Source organism: Prescottella soli, assembly GCF_040024445.1.
In the GTDB taxonomy this organism is placed as follows: domain Bacteria; phylum Actinomycetota; class Actinomycetes; order Mycobacteriales; family Mycobacteriaceae; genus Prescottella; species Prescottella soli.
Window position 1 is genome coordinate 354,940 of record NZ_CP157276.1, and the last position, 19,325, is coordinate 374,264.

22 protein-coding genes are annotated in these 19,325 nt (G+C 69.8%); 11 read left to right on the plus strand and 11 right to left on the minus strand.

The window, feature by feature from the left end; genetic code table 11:
- Positions 1-3: 3 nt before the first annotated feature.
- Positions 4-981, plus strand: coding sequence for an Acg family FMN-binding oxidoreductase (locus ABI214_RS01750; protein ID WP_348605516.1), 978 nt, complete (start codon positions 4-6; stop codon positions 979-981).
- Between the two features lie 34 nt (positions 982-1,015).
- Here the strand turns inward: ABI214_RS01750 and ABI214_RS01755 are convergent, their stop codons facing one another.
- From ABI214_RS01755 to ABI214_RS01765, 3 genes are read right to left on the minus strand one after another with little or no spacing between them, the layout of a single operon-like run.
- A complete protein-coding gene (locus ABI214_RS01755) occupies positions 1,016-1,306 on the minus strand; it encodes a hypothetical protein (RefSeq protein ID WP_348605520.1) in 291 nt (96 codons plus the stop codon).
- A gap of 27 nt (positions 1,307-1,333) precedes the next feature.
- Complete coding sequence (locus ABI214_RS01760; protein ID WP_348605523.1) at positions 1,334-1,483, minus strand: hypothetical protein; 150 nt, start codon at positions 1,481-1,483, stop codon at positions 1,334-1,336.
- A 24-nt stretch (positions 1,484-1,507) separates the two neighbouring features.
- A complete protein-coding gene (locus ABI214_RS01765) occupies positions 1,508-2,398 on the minus strand; it encodes a universal stress protein (RefSeq protein WP_348605525.1) in 891 nt (296 codons plus the stop codon).
- 149 nt (positions 2,399-2,547) lie between these two features.
- Between ABI214_RS01765 and ABI214_RS01770 the strand changes: the two genes are divergently transcribed.
- Positions 2,548-3,177: a response regulator transcription factor gene (locus ABI214_RS01770; RefSeq protein ID WP_348605527.1), complete on the plus strand. Its 630-nt coding sequence runs from the start codon at positions 2,548-2,550 to the stop codon at positions 3,175-3,177.
- Positions 3,178-3,221: 44 nt separating this feature from the next.
- Here ABI214_RS01770 and ABI214_RS01775 read toward each other — a convergent pair whose 3' ends face one another.
- From ABI214_RS01775 to ABI214_RS01790, 4 genes are all read right to left on the minus strand, one after another.
- Entirely contained in the window at positions 3,222-4,709 is a 1,488-nt protein-coding gene (locus ABI214_RS01775) for an AAA family ATPase (protein ID WP_348605530.1), read from the minus strand.
- A gap of 6 nt (positions 4,710-4,715) precedes the next feature.
- A complete protein-coding gene (locus ABI214_RS01780; RefSeq protein ID WP_127916783.1) occupies positions 4,716-4,886 on the minus strand; it encodes a zinc transporter permease in 171 nt (56 codons plus the stop codon).
- A complete protein-coding gene (locus ABI214_RS01785; protein ID WP_348605535.1) occupies positions 4,883-5,152 on the minus strand; it encodes a hypothetical protein in 270 nt (89 codons plus the stop codon). Before ABI214_RS01785 ends, ABI214_RS01780 begins: the two co-directional genes overlap by 4 nt.
- A 216-nt stretch (positions 5,153-5,368) precedes the next feature.
- Complete coding sequence (locus tag ABI214_RS01790) at positions 5,369-5,701, minus strand: hypothetical protein (RefSeq protein WP_348605538.1); 333 nt, start codon at positions 5,699-5,701, stop codon at positions 5,369-5,371.
- Positions 5,702-5,873: 172 nt separating this feature from the next.
- Between ABI214_RS01790 and ABI214_RS01795 the strand changes: the two genes are divergently transcribed.
- Complete coding sequence (locus ABI214_RS01795) at positions 5,874-6,212, plus strand: RNA polymerase-binding protein RbpA (protein WP_127916791.1); 339 nt, start codon at positions 5,874-5,876, stop codon at positions 6,210-6,212.
- Positions 6,213-6,287: 75 nt separating this feature from the next.
- Here the strand turns inward: ABI214_RS01795 and ABI214_RS01800 are convergent, their stop codons facing one another.
- The gene (locus tag ABI214_RS01800; protein WP_431357154.1) at positions 6,288-7,535 is read right to left on the minus strand and encodes a lipase family protein; all 1,248 of its coding nucleotides are present in this window, start codon (positions 7,533-7,535) and stop codon (positions 6,288-6,290) included.
- A 441-nt stretch (positions 7,536-7,976) separates the two neighbouring features.
- Between ABI214_RS01800 and ABI214_RS01805 the strand changes: the two genes are divergently transcribed.
- The 6 genes from ABI214_RS01805 to ABI214_RS01830 all read left to right on the plus strand — a co-directional run bounded on the left by ABI214_RS01805 (position 7,977) and on the right by ABI214_RS01830 (position 15,478).
- Positions 7,977-8,348 carry a chorismate mutase family protein gene (locus ABI214_RS01805; protein WP_348605550.1) on the plus strand — a complete coding sequence of 124 codons (372 nt, stop codon included), beginning with the start codon at positions 7,977-7,979 and terminating at the stop codon, positions 8,346-8,348.
- Positions 8,349-8,355: 7 nt separating this feature from the next.
- Positions 8,356-10,491 carry an aminodeoxychorismate synthase component I gene (gene pabB, locus ABI214_RS01810; protein WP_348605553.1) on the plus strand — a complete coding sequence of 712 codons (2,136 nt, stop codon included), beginning with the start codon at positions 8,356-8,358 and terminating at the stop codon, positions 10,489-10,491.
- The gene (locus ABI214_RS01815) at positions 10,488-11,405 is read left to right on the plus strand and encodes a prephenate dehydrogenase dimerization domain-containing protein (protein WP_348605556.1); all 918 of its coding nucleotides are present in this window, start codon (positions 10,488-10,490) and stop codon (positions 11,403-11,405) included. Before pabB ends, ABI214_RS01815 begins: the two co-directional genes overlap by 4 nt.
- Complete coding sequence (locus ABI214_RS01820; RefSeq protein WP_348605560.1) at positions 11,402-12,397, plus strand: AurF N-oxygenase family protein; 996 nt, start codon at positions 11,402-11,404, stop codon at positions 12,395-12,397. Before ABI214_RS01815 ends, ABI214_RS01820 begins: the two co-directional genes overlap by 4 nt.
- A 172-nt stretch (positions 12,398-12,569) precedes the next feature.
- The gene (locus tag ABI214_RS01825) at positions 12,570-13,853 is read left to right on the plus strand and encodes an FAD-dependent monooxygenase (protein ID WP_348605563.1); all 1,284 of its coding nucleotides are present in this window, start codon (positions 12,570-12,572) and stop codon (positions 13,851-13,853) included.
- Positions 13,854-14,272: 419 nt separating this feature from the next.
- Entirely contained in the window at positions 14,273-15,478 is a 1,206-nt protein-coding gene (locus tag ABI214_RS01830; protein WP_348605566.1) for an Ig-like domain-containing protein, read from the plus strand.
- 30 nt (positions 15,479-15,508) lie between these two features.
- Here ABI214_RS01830 and ABI214_RS01835 read toward each other — a convergent pair whose 3' ends face one another.
- Together ABI214_RS01835 and ABI214_RS01840 are read right to left on the minus strand one after the other, a co-directional pair.
- Positions 15,509-15,772 carry a DUF1876 domain-containing protein gene (locus ABI214_RS01835; protein ID WP_348605568.1) on the minus strand — a complete coding sequence of 88 codons (264 nt, stop codon included), beginning with the start codon at positions 15,770-15,772 and terminating at the stop codon, positions 15,509-15,511.
- A 333-nt stretch (positions 15,773-16,105) separates the two neighbouring features.
- Complete coding sequence (locus tag ABI214_RS01840) at positions 16,106-17,038, minus strand: phosphatidylinositol mannoside acyltransferase (RefSeq protein ID WP_348605570.1); 933 nt, start codon at positions 17,036-17,038, stop codon at positions 16,106-16,108.
- Positions 17,039-17,518: 480 nt separating this feature from the next.
- Here ABI214_RS01840 and ABI214_RS01845 point away from each other — a divergent pair, with 480 nt between their 5' ends.
- Together ABI214_RS01845 and ABI214_RS01850 are read left to right on the plus strand one after the other, a co-directional pair.
- The gene (locus ABI214_RS01845; protein WP_348605572.1) at positions 17,519-17,971 is read left to right on the plus strand and encodes a hypothetical protein; all 453 of its coding nucleotides are present in this window, start codon (positions 17,519-17,521) and stop codon (positions 17,969-17,971) included.
- Positions 17,972-18,372: 401 nt separating this feature from the next.
- Positions 18,373-18,636 carry a DUF1876 domain-containing protein gene (locus ABI214_RS01850; protein WP_348605574.1) on the plus strand — a complete coding sequence of 88 codons (264 nt, stop codon included), beginning with the start codon at positions 18,373-18,375 and terminating at the stop codon, positions 18,634-18,636.
- Between the two features lie 253 nt (positions 18,637-18,889).
- Here the strand turns inward: ABI214_RS01850 and ABI214_RS01855 are convergent, their stop codons facing one another.
- Positions 18,890-19,279, minus strand: coding sequence for a hypothetical protein (locus tag ABI214_RS01855; protein ID WP_348605576.1), 390 nt, complete (start codon positions 19,277-19,279; stop codon positions 18,890-18,892).
- Positions 19,280-19,325: the final 46 nt, after the last annotated feature.

A 19,325-nucleotide genomic window follows, 5' to 3' on the forward strand; every position in this document is an offset into this window, starting at 1 on the left:
TGGATGGTGGCCGGTCCCGGAGTCGAGGAGATCCGTGCCGCGGTCGTGACCGCGTGTCGGGCGCCGTCGCTGCACAACAGCCAGCCGTGGCGCTGGCGCATGGTCGACGGGGGGCTGCAGTTGCATGCGGACCCCGCGCGGGCGGTGCCGGTGGCGGACCCGTTGGGCCGCCAGATGGTGATCAGTTGCGGCACCGCGTTGCATCATTTCGAGGTGGCGGTGACGCGGTACGAGGTCGGCGCGGTCGTCGAGCGACTGCCCGACCCGGACGATCCGATGTACCTGGCGTCGATCACGTTCGCGCCGCGGTCGGCGAGCCGGGTCGCGGCGACCGAGGAGTCGATCGTCGCGATGCGTCGGGCGATCGACCGGCGGCGCACCGACCGCCGCCCGTTCGGTGAGCCGCCGCCCCGGGACCTGAGCGGGCTCGCCGACGGCGTGGTGGAACTGTTCGCGGCGTCGCTGACGATGCTCGGGGACGACGGCCCGTCACGGCTGGCCGAGGCCGCCCGCTGCAGCGCGTCGGTCCGACGCTACGACCCGGCGTATCACGCGGAGCTGTACTGGTGGGCCGGGCACGCGCCGGCCGCCGAGGGCATCCCCGACACGGCCCTCCCGCTCGAGGGCGCCGTCTCGGTCGGCCGGGAGTTCCCGATCGGCACCCTCACGTCGCCCACGTCGGGCCCGGACCGGGCGGCGCTCGCGGTGATCGGCACCGACGCCGACACCCGGCTCGACTGGCTGCGCAGCGGCCAGGCCCTCTCACACCTCCTGCTCACGGCCACCGCGCGCGGCATGGCGACGTGCCCGGTCACCCATCTCACCGAGGTCGCGGCGAGCCGGCGCATCGTGCGCGACGCCGCCGCGGCGGGCGGTGCGGGACACCGCTTCCCGCAGGTCGTCGTGCGTCTGGGTGCGAGTCCCGGAGGCACGCTGCCGCTGACCGGGCGGCGTCCGGTCGACGAGGTGTGGACGGAATGATCCGCCGCGTCGGCGCGGCGCCGGGGGGTGCGGCTCAGGGGCCGGGCTGTGCGAACGCAGGTCGGTCACCGACCGCCGGTGGTAGGCCGTCCTCGGACAGATCGTGCGCGTCGCGCGCGAATGCCTCGTCGGTCGTCGGCTCCGGCCCCTCCACGATGGGATCCATTTCCCAGTCGTGGTCCTCCAAGATCACACTCGGACCAGGCGCGTTCGTCGATCGATCACCGCCTGCCGGTTCGGAGGCGCCCGTCGCAGCGCTCACGACGACGACACCCCCGATGGCGATCGCCCCTGCCGCGACAGCTCCGATCAGAACCTTCCCCACCCTGCACCTCCAGTTCGAGTCTGCAGGTTACAGTTCCGCGGCATCCTCGGGTTCCGCGACCGTCGTGTCCCCCAGGACCACGCACGGGCGCCGGCGTGTGTACGCGTAGGCGATCGCGTCGGTCACCGCGATCGATGCCCCGGTGAGGAGGAAGATCTGCTCCTCCGGCCTGTCCACGACGCGTCCTCTCCGCCGGGCCCGTCACGACCGGACGATCATGAGCGGGCACGTCGCCGAGTGCAGGAGCACCGTGCTGGTCGAGCCGACGAGCATGCCCGCGAACCCGCCGCGGCCGTGGGTGCCGACCACCAGCAGCGCGGCAGACGCTGCGCGTTCGCACAGTTCCTCCGCCGAGTTCCCGCGGACCACGATCCGTGACACCGGCGTCTCCGGGTAGCGCTCGGCCCACCCGGCGAGACTTTCCGAGAGCACGGCCTGCTCGGCCACCTCGACCTCGTCCCACGGCAGGTCGAGTTGGTCGTCGAACACCGTGGACAGGGTGAACGGCGACCACGTGTGCATCGCCACCAACCCGACGCCGCGCAGCGACGCCTCCTCGAGCGCGGTCGAGAGGGCGGGGCGGCTGTTCTCGGTGCCGTCGATTCCGACGACGATCTCCCCGACGCCCGCGGCCTGTGCGGCGGGTTCGCGGATCACGACCACCGGGCAGTGCGCGTGTGCCGCGAGCGCCACCGCCACCGAGCCCGCGAGGGCGGCGGTGACCTGGCCGAGGCCACGGCTGCCGACGACGACCATGCGGGCGGACTTGGAGGCCTCGATGAGGGCGGGGCGGGCCGGACCGGTGAGGACCTCGCTGGAGATCTCGGTGACGGGCGCGGCGCTCTCGACGGTCCGGGCGATCGCGGCGGCCCGGTCCAGGTGCCCGTGGACCGCCCGGTCGCGGTCGGCGAAGTAGCTCGGTGGCAGCCGGATGCCGTCGCCGTACGGGGTGGGTGCCCCGAGCGCGGCGACGAGGTGGACCGGGCATCCGTGGAGCCGTGCCTCGCGGGCGGCCCAGTTCACAGCGGCGAAGGACGATTCGGAACCGTCGATTCCGACGACGACGGGCGCGCTCGTCTCGACTGTGTCCACGGCGGGACCTCCACACACTCGAGTGCCACCCATCGTCGCCGCGACCGCCACGGCCGGGTAGGGCCGGAAGTCACCCCGCCGGCGAGGCCGGCGTGTGCGCGGTCCGATCGTCGTACGATCGGCTCATACGCACCCGGGAGGTGCCGAAGATGCTGACAGTGTTCCTCGTGGACGATCACGAGGTGGTCCGCCGCGGCCTCGCCGAACTCGTCGACTCCGACGACGACATGCAGGTGGTCGGCCAGGCCGAGACCCGTTCCCAGGCGCTGGCCCGGATTCCCGCACTTCGACCGGATGTGGTGTTGCTCGATGTCCGCCTGCCCGACGGCAGCGGCATCGACGTGTGCCGGCAGCTGCGGACCAGGATGCCGGACCTGCGCTGCCTGATCGTGACCTCGTTCCGCGACGAGCGCGCGCTGCGGGACGCTGCGGCCGCCGGCGCCAGGGGCTACGTCGTCAAGGACATCCGCGGCATGCAGCTGATGGAGGCGGTGCGCGAGGTCGGGGCCGGCGGCACGCTGCTGCCCGCGCCCCCGCCGACCCCCGGTCGGGCCCGGCGCCGCGCTCCGCTGCCCGAGGACCTCACCGCGCAGGAACGCCGCCTGCTCGCGCTGCTGGGCGAGGGGCTCACCAACCGGCAGATCGCGGCGCGGATGTTCCTGGCGGAGAAGACGGTCAAGAACTACGTGTCGCGGCTGCTGGCCAAGCTGGGCGTCGAGCGCCGCACCCAGGCGGCGGTGCTCGCCGCGCGCCTCCAGATCGCCACCGACCCGCGCTGACGGTCGTCCGGTCGCGACTCGGAGGATCGTCGCGACACATCGGGTCAGTTCTGCGGCGCAGATGCCCATCTGGCGGCCGCCGCGACCATCGTCCGCTCGACCGGCCCGCGGGTGTCGATGTCGGTGGCCTCCGGCCAGGGGTCCGCGCGTGCGGCCATCGCCCGGGCGATGTCGGGGGCGGCCTCGGAGTCGTGGGCGCGGCCGGTGGCGGCGCGTTCACGCAGGCGACGTTCGGCGACGTCCGGCGGGGCGACGCACCGCAGCGGCACCAGGTCTGCGCGGGCGGCGGCGGCGACCCCGCCGGCGCTGGTGCGCCAGTCGGCGTCGGTCCAGGACGCGTCCAGCACGACCGAGACGCCCCGGTCGAGGTGCGGGCGAGCCCGGTCCAGCAGCGTCTCGTACACCCGGGCGGTGGCGTCGGCCGAGTACCGGCCGCGGCCGAACCCCGGGTCCGGGTCGGTGTCGCGTTCGGCGGCGAACAACTCGCGCCGGATCGCGTCGCTCGACACCAGCTCGGCGCCCACCTCCGCGGCGAGGGCGTGGGCGACGGTCGACTTCCCGGTGGCGGGCAGCCCGCCGACGATCGCCAACCGCACGGCGCCGCGCGCGAGGTGTTCCTCGGCGAGGGCGGTGTGGCGCAGCGCGTCCTGCGCCGACTCGGCGCGGCCCTGCAGGTGCCGGACGCAGTCGACCTTCGCGCGCATGAAGGCCCGGTAGGCGACGTAGTGGTGCCGCAGCGATCCCGGGGCCGGGTCGCCGGCAGTGGCCGCGTGCCGGTCGAACAGCCGCCCGGCCAGGTCGGGGCGGCCCAGGAACTCGAGATCCATTGCCAGGCAAGCGATGTCGTCGAGTGCATCGAGGTAGCGGAGTCGGTCGTCGAACTCGAGGCAGTCCAGGATGCGCGGGCCGTCGCCCAGCCAGAAGATGTCGTCGGCCAGCAGGTCGCCGTGCCCGTCGACGATGCGCCCGGCCGATATGCGCTCGGCAAACAGCGCCTCCCGGCCGTCGAGGTACCGCAGCACCCGCCGCTCGAGCGCGACGAGTCGGTCGTCGTCGAGGACGTGCTGGTCGAGCGCGCGGGTTTCGCGAATGTTGTTGCACCACCGTCGGCGGACCGCGGCCGCCGTGCCCTCCGCCGAGATGTCCGGCCCGCGCAGCGCCCGGGCGTGGAAGTGCGCGACCGTGTCGGCGATCGCGTCGATCCGGTCCCCGACGTCCCCGACGTCCCCGCCGCGCACCAGTGTCGACAGCCGGGCGTCCTCGGGCATCCGGCGCATCACCACCAGCGGCTCGCCCGCCGCGGCGTCGGGGTCGGGCAGTTCGACGACCCCCAGGTAGACGTCGGGTGCCAGGCGCCGGTTCAGCTCCACCTCGCGGGCGCACACCGCCCGCCGGGCGTCACGGCTGCGGAAGTCGAGGAACTCGGTGCGGATCGGTTTTTTCGCCTTGTACACGCGGTCGCCGAGGAGGAACACCACCCCCGAATGCGTCTCGTGCAGGGCGGCGTACGGCTGCCCGGCGGTCGCGTCCACCGACGTTCAGCCGGCCTCGCCGTGTTCGTCGTAATGGCCCTCGTGCTCGGCGTGCCGGTGGCCGTCGTGGAGGTAGTCGACGTGGTCGCCGTGCTGGATCTTCTCGTGTCCGCAGTTCTCGCCGTGGACGTGCGGGTGATCGGACGGGTCGTGCGGATGGTGCTCGGATGAGGTCATGTTCCCTGCCTCTCGGTCGTCTCCACCCTGACGCTGTCCACGCTAGTGGCGTCGGCGAGGCGGTGGTAGAGGTTCTCGATTTCCTCGCGCCGGCACGGCCGGGTGCCCGGCGTGGTGAGCATGGCGGCCCCCGCGGCCATGCCGAGACGGACGGCGTCGCGGCTGTCGCCGACACCGTCGACCTGCTGACCGCGTGGGACGGGGCGCGCCTGGCGGTCGTGGTCGATCTGGTGCTGCGCACACCCCCGGCCCCGGGCCGGATGCACCGGCTGGACCTCGGCGGCTGCGCCACGGCGGGGCGCCGGGCGGCCACGGCGTGGACGTGGGCGCCGCCCTCGCGCTGGCGCGAGTCCTCGGCGCCGGGCCGCAGCGGGTGGTGCTCTACGCGGTCGAGGGGGTCGACGTGGGGGCCGGCGTGGGGCTGTCACCGGCCGTGCGCCGGGCCGTCCCGGCGGCCGCCGCGGCCGTCGCGTCGGAGTTGGTCAGCGGTAGCGTTCGGCGTCACGCGCCATCGCGACCAGCCGCTCCGCGAGCGGGGTGAGCTCGGCGCGGTCGGCGTCCTCGGCGATCGCGGTGGCGACGTCCTCCGCGGCGCAGCGCAGCTCGAACATCCGATCCGAGAGCGCGGAGGCCTCCTCGGCGGTGAGCACCACCGCGTCGGCGGGGATCGACGTTCCCTTCACCGCGCTGCGCTGCTCGTAGGCCCGCTGGCGGCACGACTGTCGGCAGTACCGGCGGCGGCGGCCGATCCCGACCGCGGCGACCTCGCGCCCGCACCACACACACGACACGGGTTTCCGGGGAGCTGCGGCCATGGTCGAACACCTTACTGCGGACCGCCGGCGGCGACCCCGGTAAGATGATGCGGCCGCATCCACAGGAATCTCGGGAACGATTCGAGATTTCGGGACGTTGTAGATGGTTGTGAACGCTCGGTGCGCCGCCAAAGGCGAACTGGCGCGGTGACGAACGAAGAGAGGACACACCATGGCAGATCGCGTACTTCGAGGCAGTCGACTCGGAGCGGTGAGCTACGAGACCGATCGCGACCACGACCTGGCGCCCCGCCGCATCGCCCGGTACCGGTGCGACAACGGCGAGGAGTTCGACGTCCCCTTCGCGGACGACGCCGAGATCCCCGGCACGTGGCTGTGCAAGAACGGCCTCGAAGGCACCCTCCTCGAGGGCAGCGCGCCCGAGGCGAAGAAGGTCAAGCCGCCGCGCACCCACTGGGACATGCTGCTCGAGCGTCGTTCGGTCGAGGAGCTCGAGGAGCTGCTCAAGGAGCGTCTGGACCTGCTCAAGGCCAAGCGTCGCGGCGCGTAGCGACCGCGCACCGATTTCAGCCGGCGCCGCCACGGAACTCCGTGGCGGCGCCGGCCCGTTTCCGGAGCGAAACGGTCAGCAGTTGCTCGGTGCCGGCTCGCCGCGGAACCGTGCATCGAGATAGTCCAGCGCCCGCGGCGCGCCCAGCACCGCGGTGGTGAGGTGGTCGGGGCTGGGGAACAGCTCCGACTCGACGGTCGCACCGGCACGGCAGTACCGCCGAACCGTGGCGTCGATCGAATCGACCGGGATCAGCACGTCGGTGGGGCTGTGCCACTCGAAGACCGGTGCGGTCGGTACCCCTGGGTAGTCCTCCACGCTGTTGTCGGCGAGCACGGCGTCCGCGGCCGGGCTGTCGAGCAGGCCGGTGTTCGTCGAGATCTCGCCGGCGCTGTGTCCGGCGCCGGTCGCGAGGATCTGGTTGGTGCACGCATTCGCGACCGCGTTGCGCATCGCGACGCCGGGGCCGTTGAGCTGGTCGCCGATGGGCAGCTGGTCCGGGTACTCCCGCTCGAGCCCGATAGCGGCCGCCAGCGCGAGTCCGAAGGCCGGGTGCGGCGCGGTGCCGAGCGCGTGCGCCATCTTGCCGAGGTTCATCGGGACCCCGCCCTCGGCGACCCCGACGATGTTCAATTCCGGCGCGTACGCCGGCGCGAGTGCCGCGGCGAAGGCGGTGGCCATGCCGCCGCCGGAGTAGCCGGCCATCGCCACCGGGCTGGCCCCGAGTGCCAGACCGGGCACCCGCTGCGCCGCCCGGATTCCGTCGAGGGTGATCTGCCCGCCGAGGCGGGCCGCCCCGTACGCGCTGTCGGGTCCGAGGTGATCGGGCAGCGCGACCGTCCATCCGCGCATCAGCGCGACGTTGAGCGCCGGCGCTTCACGGATGACGAGGTCGGGATCGTTGGTGTAGAGCGCGCGTGACGGTGCGCAGCGGGTGCCGAGTGCGTTGACGATGTGCTGATAGGACAGCAGCGGGCCGTTCGGCTGCCGGTTCTGCGGTGCCAGGACGGTGGTGACGGCGGCGATCGGCGCGTTCTGGGAATTCGTGGACCGGAAGGCGATCTGCCACACGTCCGTGTTCGGGAAGAACGGCAACGGTGGCATCCGGCGCACCGCGAGCACGTCGCCCGGTGCCCGCGAGGCCATACCGGGGGGTTGGCGGTAGAACCCGTCCGGGTCGGCAACGGGGTACAGCGGCGCCGCGGATACCGTCGTGGGCGGCGCCAGCACGGCTGCACCGCCGACCACGACGGCCGCCATGATCGCTCTACCTACTCGACTACGCGTCCGGGCCGGTGACGGCGACACCCGTTTCGACGGCATGCAGAATCCCCCTCGGTGTAAATCCTCATGAATCGTGCGTTCCTGCCGAACCCCGCATTTCGACCTGGGCGAGACTTTGCGCCCACGCCGGTTTCGACCGAACGGCGACTCAGCCTATGCGACGTTCCCGGGTTTCCCGGCGAGAAGCGCGAACCACTCTGTGGGGCCTGGGGATTCGCACCCAATTACCGCACGATCGGCTGTGGCGCAAGCGAATCCGGACAGATCGGGACCGGTCGTGACCGGTCCGTCACCCAACTCGGCGGGCACCGGTTCGAGAGGTTTCGAAATTACTCGAAGATTCGCCAGGCCTACCTACCCGTGACATCATGAAGGGGACGCATGCAGCTTGGCGGACATGGCTGACGCGAAGGTTCGCAGGGATTCGAGGAACTCGAGGAACTACCGCGCCGGTCCAGCAGATGTAAGGCGAGGTGGCGCATGGACGACACCAGCGGCTCCACGAGAGCCGACACCACCGAGTACCCGACCGGCACCATCGCGGCCGACGAGCCGGGTCTGGAGCGCCTGCGAGCGGAGCTCGACGCTATCGACGGGCGACTACTCGAGGACATTCGCGCACGTATCGACGTGTGTGTCCGGATCGGCGAGGTCAAACGACGTCAGCGAATCCCCATGATGCAGCCGCATCGCGTGGGCCTCGTGCAGGCCCGCGCCCAGCAGTTCGCACATGAGAACGGGCTGTCCCCGGAATTCCTGGGTCGGCTGTACGACGTGATGATCGCGGAGACCTGCCGGATCGAGGACGACGTAATCGGGTCGAACGGCGACCCCACTCGCGCAACGGGCTGAGGACGCTATGTCGACCCGAACACTGTTGATCGACAACTACGACTCGTTCACCTACAACCTGTACAGCCTGTTGTCGGAGGTCAACGGGGTGCCGCCGCACGTGGTGAAGAACGACGCCGACTGGGCGGCCGTGCCGCTCGAGGATTTCGACAACATCGTCATCTCCCCCGGGCCGGGGCGACCGGACCGCAAGCGCGACTTCGGGATCAGTGCCCGCGCGATCGCGAACCGCGAGGTGCCGGTGCTCGGGGTGTGCCTCGGGCATCAGGGGCTGTGCCACCTGTTCGGCAGCACCGTGGGCCTGGCCCCGGTGCCGATGCACGGGCGGCTCTCGTCGATCCGGCATTCGGGACGCGGGATCTTCGCGGACCTGCCGTCGCCGTTCCGGGCGGTGCGGTACCACTCCCTGATCGTCGAGGACCTTCCCCCCGAGCTCGAGGCCCACGCGTGGACCGACGACGGGCTGATCATGGCCGCGAAACATCGGCGACATCCGTTGTGGGGCGTGCAGTTCCACCCCGAGTCGATCTGCACCCAGCACGGCCACGACCTGCTCGCGAACTTCCGGGACCTGTCCCCGGTGCGTGGGCATGCATCCCCGCGGCGCAGTACGCGCGCCGCCACGGCGGCGCCGCCGAACGATTCCCGCGATGCCACATCCAGATACGTCGTTCACAGCCGGCGGGTGGATCGAGCGGTGGATCCGCAGGCCGTCTACAGCCGGCTCTTCGCGAACGGCTCGGGCAGTTTCTGGCTCGACGGCAGCGCCGCGATCGAACCCGAATCGCGGTTCTCGGTGATGGGTGACTGTTCCGGGCCCCTGGCCGAGTACCTCACCTACCGGGTGGCGGAGACGACCGTCTGCGTCCACCGCGCGGGTCGACCCGTGGAACAGGTCCACCAGCGGTTCTTCGACTACATCGACGAGCAGCTTCGCGACCGGGCGGTGCCGCCGGCACCCGACCTGCCGTTCGCGTTCGGCCTCGGCTACGTCGGCTATCTCGGGTACGAGCTCAAGGCCGATGCCGGCAGCCAACTCGTCCACACGTCGCCCACCGCGGACGCCGCCTTCGTCTTCGCCGACCGCGCGGTGGTGATCGACCACCTCGGCGGTGCCTGCTACCTGCTGGCCCTGAGCGAGGACCCGGAGGATCCGCGGGTGCCGGAGTGGTTCACGCGGATCGAGGCCGAGATCCGCGAGCTCGACGAGGCCGTCGAAGCGCCGCCCCCGCACCCGCTGGTCAAGCTCGAGGAAGACACCAAACCGCGCCTCCGTCACAGCAACGAGGAGTACCTCGCGCTCATCGGTCAGTGTCTCGACGAGATCCGGTCCGGGGAGTCGTACGAGGTGTGCCTGACGAACGCGGCGACCGTCGACCGGGTCATCGATCCGCTGCAGAGCTACGAGACGCTGCGGGAGATCAGCCCCACCCCGTACAGTGCGCTGCTGCAGTTCTCCGGTGTGTCGGTGCTCAGCGCGTCACCGGAGCGGTTCCTGCGGATCGGTGCCGACCGGGTCGTCGAGTCCAAGCCGATCAAGGGCACCCGTCCGCGGCACGCGCACCCGGAGCAGGACGCGGCGCTGCGCCAGGACCTGCTCGACAGCGAGAAGGACCGCGCCGAGAACCTGATGATCGTCGACCTGGTGCGCAACGACCTGTCCCGGGTCTGCGCGCCCGGATCGGTGCACGTCCCCAAGCTGTTCGACGTGGAGACGTACGCCCCGGTGCACCAGTTGGTCTCGACGGTGCGCGGCACGCTGCGCGACGACGTCTCGAGCGTCGACTGCGTCCGCGCCGCGTTCCCCGGGGGCTCGATGACCGGTGCACCGAAGCTGCGGACCATGGAGATCATCGACAAACTCGAGGAGGGTCCGCGCGGCGTGTATTCCGGTGCCATCGGCTACTTCTCGATCAACGGAACCGCCGACTTCTCGATCGTCATCCGCACGATGGTCGCGACGGACGACCGGGTGACGTTCGGTGTCGGGGGCGCGATCGTCGCGTTGTCGGATCCGGACGAGGAGCTCGAGGAGACGATGGTCAAGGCCGTCACGATGCGCCGCTGCCTGTCGGCGACTTCGAACGACCAGGCCGACGACAAGGCCGCGGAACATGATTCGTCCGATGGCGGTGATCGGTGACGACGCGCGCTGAGACGGGCGCCGTGCGGGTCGCGGTCGTCGGTGGTGCGGGTGCAGTCGGTGCGATGCTGGCCGACCTGGCGCGGTCGGGTGGCGACGACGTGACGGTCATCGACCGGGTCCGCCCCGACGGCGCTCGGACGGCCCTGGTCGCCGACGTCACCGCCCCCTCGGAGTCGATGCGCGCCGCCCTCGCGGACGCGGACGTCGTGGTGCTCGCGGTCCCCGAGGCCGTGGCGGTCGCCGCGGTTCCCGTGGTCGACGGCGCCATGCGGCGCGGTGCGCTGCTGGTCGAGACCCTGTCCGTCAAGACGCGGATCCATCGGACGCTGCGTGAGGGTGTGGCCGACCGCCCGGCGCTGGGGATCAATCCGATGTTCGCGCCCGGGCTGGGCGTGAGCGGTCGGCCGGTGGCGGCGGTGGTCCACAGCGACGGTCCTGCGGTCGACCGGTTTCTCGGGGCGGTGGCCGGCTGGGGTGGACGGGTGGTCCGCCTCGATGCCGCCGAACACGATCGCGTCACCGCGGCCACGCAGGCGCTCACGCACGCCGCGGTCCTCGCGTTCGGGCTGGCGTTGGCCGACGCGGGTGTCGGCGCGGACGAACTGGCGGCGACGGCTCCCCCGCCGCACACGACGATGCTCGCGCTCCTGGCCCGGGTCGGGGCGGGCGCCCCGGACGTCTACCACGACATCCAGGCCGGCAACCCGGACGCGGCCGCGGCACGAAAGGCGTTGGCGGCAGGACTGGCCCGGCTGTCCGAGACGGTCGAGTGCGGCGACGAGCGTGCCTTCGCCGAACTCATGGCCGAGGCCGTCCGCCCGCTCGGCGACCGCCTGGCCGGCTATCGCGCGATGTGCGCCGCGATGTTCGAGCAGCTGCGGGACCGACCGCCGGAAGGAGGACCACCGTGACCCACACGCCGTTCGGCGACGAGGCCGCCGAGAACGAGTCCCTGCTGCGGCTGCCGTCGCTGCCGCCGTTCGATCCGGGCGACCCGGTGGAGAGCGCGATCATCAGTGCGCTGGCGGGCAGCTGGCCGCGCCGGGCCACCGTCAAGCGCCCCGAGCCCGACCTGGACGCGCTGTTCGACGCCGAGAAGGACGACTACCCCGCGCAGTTGATCCCCTTCCACGACGACGACCGGTTCCGCCGGCTCGACGAGCCCACCCGGGCCCGGGTGCTGGCGTGGGCATGGATCGCCTACAACAAGAACGTCATGGACGTCGAGCAGTACGTCGTCAATCCCGGATTCCGGCTGCTCTCGCAGGACGCGTTCGGCACCGGGCTCGGCGACACGCTGACCGTCGCCACGCTCCAGGCGATGGTCGACGAGCAGTACCACACGCTGATGCACCTGAACGCGAGCGCGCTGACGCGGCGCCGGCGCGGGTGGGATCTGCCGGAGCGCCGGCTGCCGTACGGGCCGACCGTGCGCGGGCAGTACGCGGCGGTCGCGCAGGCCGACACCCCGCGCGAATCGGCGCTGGCCAGTTTGGCGTTCACGACCGTGGCCGAGACGTCGATCAGCTCCTACCTCGGACTGATGACCGACGACGAGAACCTCCAGCCGGTGAACCGGTCCACCGTGGTGCTGCACCGGCGCGACGAGTACTGCCACTCGTCGATCGCCGGGGAGCTGCTGAAGATCGTGTACGAGCGCCTGGGCCCCGACGACCGGCGGATCCTGTTGTCAGGGCTGGCCACCGGGCTGCGGGCATTCGAGGCGAACGACTACACCACGTGGAACGCGGTCATGGCGTCCGAAGGTGTCCGGGACGGTGAGGCCTTGGTGGCGGACGCGGCGCACGACGCCGGTCGGCGCAAGCTGGTGCAGGACTGCAGCGCCATCCGGCGGCTGTGCGACGACCTCGGCGTCGCCGACGAGGTGCCGTACGAGTGGTGACTCCACCGCGACGTATTCGCTTGCGGCACGACTCGGGGGTGCCGCACAATAGGCGGACGTTGCCCTGACCTGCGGAAATCCGGCATCAGCGAGACGTGTGCACACGCGGTCGCGCCTGACGACGGGGACGCACGGCGACTGGGCGAGAGAGAATTGGGCGAATGGGCGGTTCATGTTCGATGTGATCATTGCCGGGTGCGGGCCGACCGGTGCGATGCTGGCCGCCGAACCGCGACTGCACGATGTGCGGGTACTCGTTCTGGAGAAGGAACCCGCGCCCGAGGGCCTGGATTCCGCGCACACCTATCTGCTGGGCATCCCGCAGCCGGTCGTCAATCGCCTACTCGAAGACCATGCGATCGAGCTGGGTGCGCAGGTCCGGAGCGGTTGTGCGGTGTCCGGTTTCGAGCAGGACGACGAGGGTGTGACCGTCGAGCTGGCCGACGGGGAGCGGCTGCGGTCGCGCTACCTCGTCGGCTGTGACGGCGCGCGCAGTACCGTGCGCAAACTGCTCGGCGTCGGCTTCCCCGGCGAGCCCTCGCGGAACGACACGCTGATGGGCGAGATGGAAGTCGGTGTGCCGCAGGAGGAGATCGCCGCCATCGCGGCCGAGATCCAGAAGACCGACAAGCGATTCAGCCTCGGGCCCTTCGGCGACTGGGTCTACCGCGTCGTGGTCCCCGCCGCCGGAGTCAGCGATCGCGCGGAGCCGCCCACCCTCGACGATTTCAAACAAGAGTTGCGCGCCACCGCCGGAACCGATTTCGGCGTGCATTCCCCGCGCTGGATGTCCCGCTTCGGCGATGCCACCAGGCTGGCCGAGCGTTATCGGGTCGGTCGGGTGCTGCTGGCGGGCGATGCGGCGCACATCCACCCGCCCACCGGCGGTCAGGGTCTGAACCTGGGTGTTCAGGACGCGTTCAACCTCGGCTGGAAACTGGCCGCGCAGATCCGCGGCTGGGCGCCGGAGACCTTGCTGGACACCTACCAGACCGAACGTCATCCGGTCGCCGAGGACGTCATGAACAACACCCGCGCCCAGATGGAACTGCTGTCCACCGAGCCGGGCCCGCAGGCCGTGCGCAGGCTGCTCACCGAACTGATGGACTTCGACGAGGTGAACCGCTATCTGATCGAGAAGATCACCGCGATCGACATCCGCTACGACTTCGGCGCGGGCCCCGACCTGCTCGGCCGCCGCCTGCGTGACATCGACCTGAAACAGGGCCACCTCTACGACCAACTACATCGGGGCCGCGGCCTGGTACTCGACGGCACCGAATCTCTGGCCGTCGAGGGCTGGTCGGACCGAGTCGATCTCGTCGCGGATCCCACTGCGGGATTGGATGTTCCGGCCATCCTGCTGCGTCCCGACGGGCACGTCGCCTGGATCGGCGAGCGCCAGCAGGACTTGAACGACCACCTCTCCCTCTGGTTCGGCAAGCCCGCCAACTGATTTCACCTGAGCAACCGACGACGCAGGCGAACACGCCTGTCGTGGCGCTCCGCCTCGCGCCATGGCGAAAGAAGATTGCGCTGGCCTCGACGGTTCCTGCGCGTCTTCCGCGGGTGTGGGCAGACCCGGAGCGGCTCGAGCGCGCGGTAAGCACTTGTCCAGCGACCGCCACGCGGAAACTGTCTACGGTAGTCACCAGCATCTGCTGCAACAGAACGCCCGATCGCCGACCTCGCCGTTACGATAGGGATCAGCTCGGAGCGCACGGCCCTGATGCCGGTCCCGCCTGGTCGGTCCCCGAAACTGGTCGAAGCGACACCGAGACCGACGAACTAGACTGACCTCAGCCACGTCACCATCAGTGCGCCTTGGCGGTTCCCCCGCTCGGTACGACGGGGAAGCCGAGGGAGGAGCGATTCGTGTACTCGACGCCACGACGCTGGATGCCCCTGGTCACTGCGGCCACGCTCGCTCCGAGCCTGATTCTGGGATCGTCCGTCGCATCCGCGGCACCTGCTGAGGTGTCGTTCATCGACGCATGCCGGGCGTCTTCTGTCGTCGACGTCGACAATCTCGGGGAGGACACGGTCACCGTCGAGGCGCCGGCCACTGTCGAACCGGGACAGCGGTTCACGTATCGAATTCAGACAGGTGCGCAGTTCTACCCGGACAAGAACTCGGGGGCGACCACCATTAGCGTCTCCCGACTGAAGAACGACTTCGAGATCCCGGCCAATGCAGTCTTCGTCGGCGCCACGGTAGTGGCCGGCACGGGCATCAACCTCGACAACGTGCCACCGAACGTGCTTCGCGTTGACGACAGCGGTGTCGTCAACGACGGCTCGGGTGGCGTTCTGCGACTGTCTGGGGACAACGAGGTGATCGGCAACAGTCCATCGTCGAGCACCGACAGTGAGGGTGGCATCCGGGTTCCGAAGAATTCCAAGAACCTCGACGGCTCGACCAACCCCAATGGGGACACCTGGTTCCAGATGCCCGCCGTCGAGGTCACGATGATCGCCGGCGAATCCGGCGTGATCGCACCGAAGCTCAGGACTGCGGGCGCGGCCGGCGAATTCGACAACGATGCGAACTTCAACACCTCACTCGCCAAGGCATCGCTGTTCGGGACCCACTGGGCCGTGACCCGGTGTTCGCCGAGAGACACGACCACCGGGCCGCTGAACGGCGGGGCCGGCCCCGCGGCGACTGTCGCCATCTCGAGTCCAACCGATGTGAAGACGTCGACGGTGGTTTCGGCACCGGAGTCGGTGCCCACCGGGACGTCGGTCACCCTGTCTGCCACTGTTTCTCCCGCGCCCGGCGGCGGCACGGTGCAGTTCCAGAACAACGGCGTCGATCTGGACCGCCCCGTCAGCGTGGTCGACGGACGGGCATCGGTGTCACACACCTTTGCCGATGCCGGTGAGCACAAGATCGGGGCGGTGTACTCGGGCGCCCCCGGCACCGCCACGTCGACGTCGGAGGTGCGCACCATGACGGTCACGGGATCGGAGGAGCCGAGCACGAACCGGGTGCCGGAGACCGCAGTGTTGATCGCCCTCGGCGCGGTCGCCGTCGCGGCGCTCTTCGTCGTCGGGTGGTCCCGTTCACGCAGAAAGTGAGAGCCCTCGCGTCACGTGGAACCGCGACGATCATCGCATCAACCGGGTGGGCTCATGCGTAGCGTTCTCGATGTCCTTGGATGTGGTCGCAACCAGTTGATTCGCGAGATCCCTGAGAGCCCGCGCAGTGGCGAGTTCGTCACCGATCACCGGCACCTCCGGGTCGGCTGGATCTCGCCTCGTGAACCCGACGCCGACGAACCTGGACGGACCGATCGTCAGGGAGGCCTTCGCCCGGGTCCGACGATCATGTTCGTCGATCGTGACATCGATCATCCAGGTCTTGTCGCTCATGACGTACTCCTTCGCGGACCGTGCCTTCGGGATCGAGGTGACATCGTGACTGGGTGCTCGCCTCGACTTGCCAGTGAGCCTGCCCTCCGCCCGCGAGAGATGGCAGGGCACAAAGTCGCTTTGTCGGTCCATTCGAAGGTAGGAAACGAGAACCCTGGTTCCGAAATGGGGCGATCCGCGTGTCGTCGACGCGATCGTTGTGGTCGTCGCGTGTACGGCGATCTTTCTCGAGTCGCTCGTCGACAAGAATCATGTGCCCTTCCAACGACGTCCGCGGTGTGATCTTCGGCTGTGAGTGGCGTGGTTCTGACAATATTTGCTGCCATGCCGCCTTCAACTTCGTCGAGGACGGGTCTGTCGGTCGGTGAGCGGGGTCCCGGCGGGTAGCTGGTCGGAATTGAAGTCGGCGGTCCACACCCGCTGCAGCATGTGCCAGTCGGCCGGGTGCGCGGCGATGCCCGTGGCGAAGCGGTCAGCCAATGCCTGAGTCGTGTGCTCCACTCCGCCGACGGTGTCGATCGGCGGGCCGACGTGGAAGCCCCAGCCGTCGGGCGTAAACCAGCAGTTCACTGGTAGCAGTGGTGCACCGGTGTCGATCGCCAGCCGGGCCGGACCGGCCGGCATGCGGGCGGGTTCACCGAAGAAGGTGACTGGCAAGCCCGTCCCGGTCACATCGCGTTCAGCGAGTAGCCCGACTATCCGTCCCTCCCGCAGTCGCGCGGCCAGCTGCTCGAAGGGTGGCTCGGCGGTGCCGGTGAGCGGGATGATCTCGAAACCCAGGCGCTCACGGAACCGCACGAAGCGCCGGAACAGTGATTCCGGCCTGAGTCGCTCGGCGACGACGACAGGTGTACCCACTCGCTGGGTCACCCACACTCCGGCCAGGTCCCAGTTGCCGCTGTGCGGTAAGGCCAGAACGGCCCCACTGCCGCGGTCGACTGCCTCGTGGATGTGTTCGAGCCCGACAGCGGAGTGTTCGATGTTCGCGGCCAGCCGCTCCGGATCCATCGATGGCAATCGGAAGGCTTCGCACCAGTAGCGGGCGTAGGACCGGAGACTCGCGTGCACGAGGTCGTCGGGAACCTGCGCTGGTGTCGTGGACAGCACCCGGGCGAGATTGCGCCGCAGCTGGTCTGGTCCACCGCCCCGTGCAGCACGATCGGCCGCGATATCGAACAGTCGCCTTGCCCACCGCTCGGGCAGAGCGCGCACCAGCCGCCAACCGGCCGCGTACCCGAGATCCCAGACCCGCTCCCCCGGGTTCACTGATCACCCCCGGCGTCATCCGCCGCCACAGCACACGATACGGCGATACCGAACTGACTCCGCGGAAGATAGCTCCTACGCCTCATCCCCCGAGTTTCCTCGCATACCGCGAACAGAGGAACGATGATTTCACCGCAAGCTTCGAGGTATGCCTGGGTGCCGGCATCGCAGAAGACCCATAACGGTTCCCTGTAGTGCCCCGGAACAAGCGAGACTTCGAATCGAGGGTGTAACACCAGGCTCGAACGGGTATTGCGCATTGGGGCGGTCCTCACCGGCAGGTAGTGAGGAGCGCTGACAATGAATGACAAGAGCCGGACGCCGAGCGAAGAACCCGAATCAGCGCGCGGCGCGCCCGGCTCACGTGAGACAGGCTCGGCCGCACCAGTCTGGCGTACGGGTGAGGATCACCCTCGCGAGGCAGATTGAGTGACCGGTCCGACGCCCGAAATCCGTCCCACGACATGATCGGGAATTGCCATGATCCTCATCGGCCTCATCATTATGGTCGCCGCCATCGTCATCGGGGTCGCGGGAGTACTCGCCAACGCGGGTGCCGAACACGCGTTGACCGGCGATTTCACAGTGTTCGGCTACCATGTCACCGGATCCACAGGAGCGCTGTTCCTCTACGGAATCGTCGTCGGCGCGGTCGGCGTCGTCGGACTCAGCCTCCTACTCACGGGGGCTCGACGGACATCGCGACGGGGACGCGCCGCGCGAAACGAGCTCGAGCGATCACGCCGCAACGAGGCGGCCTTGACCCAACAGCGCGACGCCCTCGCAGACGCAGGGACACAAACAAGCACGGGTCAGCACGCCGACACGCGCGCCCATGCCGCGGCCGACACGACCGCCGGCGGTGGGCGGAGCTGGAAGCACCCCTTCGGAGGACCGCAGGGGCCTTCGTCCACTCCCCGACCGGCGCACTGAGGCGACGAGCCACTCGTCCGATTGAACCAGCGCGCAGTCCCTGAGACTCTCCGCTGCGAACCGTGCACGACCGAAATTCCGGTGGCTACAACCTATTCGCCGACGTCGCCTACACGTCTGACGCCGCAGCCTGCGCGAACACCCCGATCCTGCTACCGGACTGGATCTCGGCCATGCCGGTGGTGTGGTCGGCGAGCGCGAGTCGACTCCGCGGCGAAGGCGGCTGCGGGTGCGGTCGGGGCAATCCGCCCCGGCGTCGTCGCCGTCGCGGCCACGTAGGGAGTCGTCGAGTCGCACAGGGGCTGCATGGCCCTACCGCTTCGTGTCCGGAGGCGGTTGACTTGCTCGTATACGCCCGGCGAATGCGCTGCGCCGGGAACGGACGCGAGAGGAGCTCGGACATGGAGACGGAGCAGTGGAGTGTGGACATCGCCATCGACGAGCACGAGAGTCGCACTCGCTCGACGGCGCGCTTGCACACCAGGGATACGACGCTGGTCGGCGTCGGACTGGCCCGACGCAACCCCGTGGACCGGAACGTTCCGGGGATCGGCGACGAGCTTGCGACGGCGCGGGCCCTGACAGACCTGGCGCATCAGCTGATCGAAGCGACGGTTGCCGACATCGAGGGCGTCACCCACACCCCCGCACATCTGAACAAGTAGGCGCCGGTGGCTCGCTGGTCCGGGGACCCGCCCGGACGCTGAACCGTGCGTGGGAGCCGGGGCGCAGTGCTCGCAACCCGCCAGTCCGGGGTCAGGGGTGCGCGTGAGTACCGGCGCGCCCGCATCGGCGGTGATGAGGTGAGATCCGGCGACGGCCGGCACAGCGGTCGAGAATGAGGTGTCGAAACCGACGCCACTCCGTTCTGACGGTCGTGACGACCCCCTGCAGAAGCCAGGCGCAGGGGAAGTGCTGTCACGGGGTGGCGTTCATCCACGCATCGAAGGCGGGCTGCACGTTCGGGTTCGACTGCGTGATGCCGTTGTAGGCGCCGATGGCCGCGCCGATCCCGGTGCCGACGATGCAGCCGGCGATGAAGTTCGGGAAGATCGAGACGCAGCCGATCGCGAGTCCGACGCCGGCGCCTGTCGCCATGCCCGCCGCACCGCCTTGCTCCCATCCGGTGGTGATCTCGCGCATCAGGTTGTCCTGTGCCGTCTGCTTGTCGACGACGGGCTGTACGAGCGGGACGGAGATGTCGCCGGGGACGGACGATTGGGCGGGTGCCGCATAGGCGGTGCCGGCGCCGGCAGCGAGCGCGACGACGACGAGACCCGATGCGGCCGAGGCCTTGAGGAAATTCATGGCGCTCTCCAAATTGTGGGGAAGGAAGGCAATCCAGTGGTTTCGA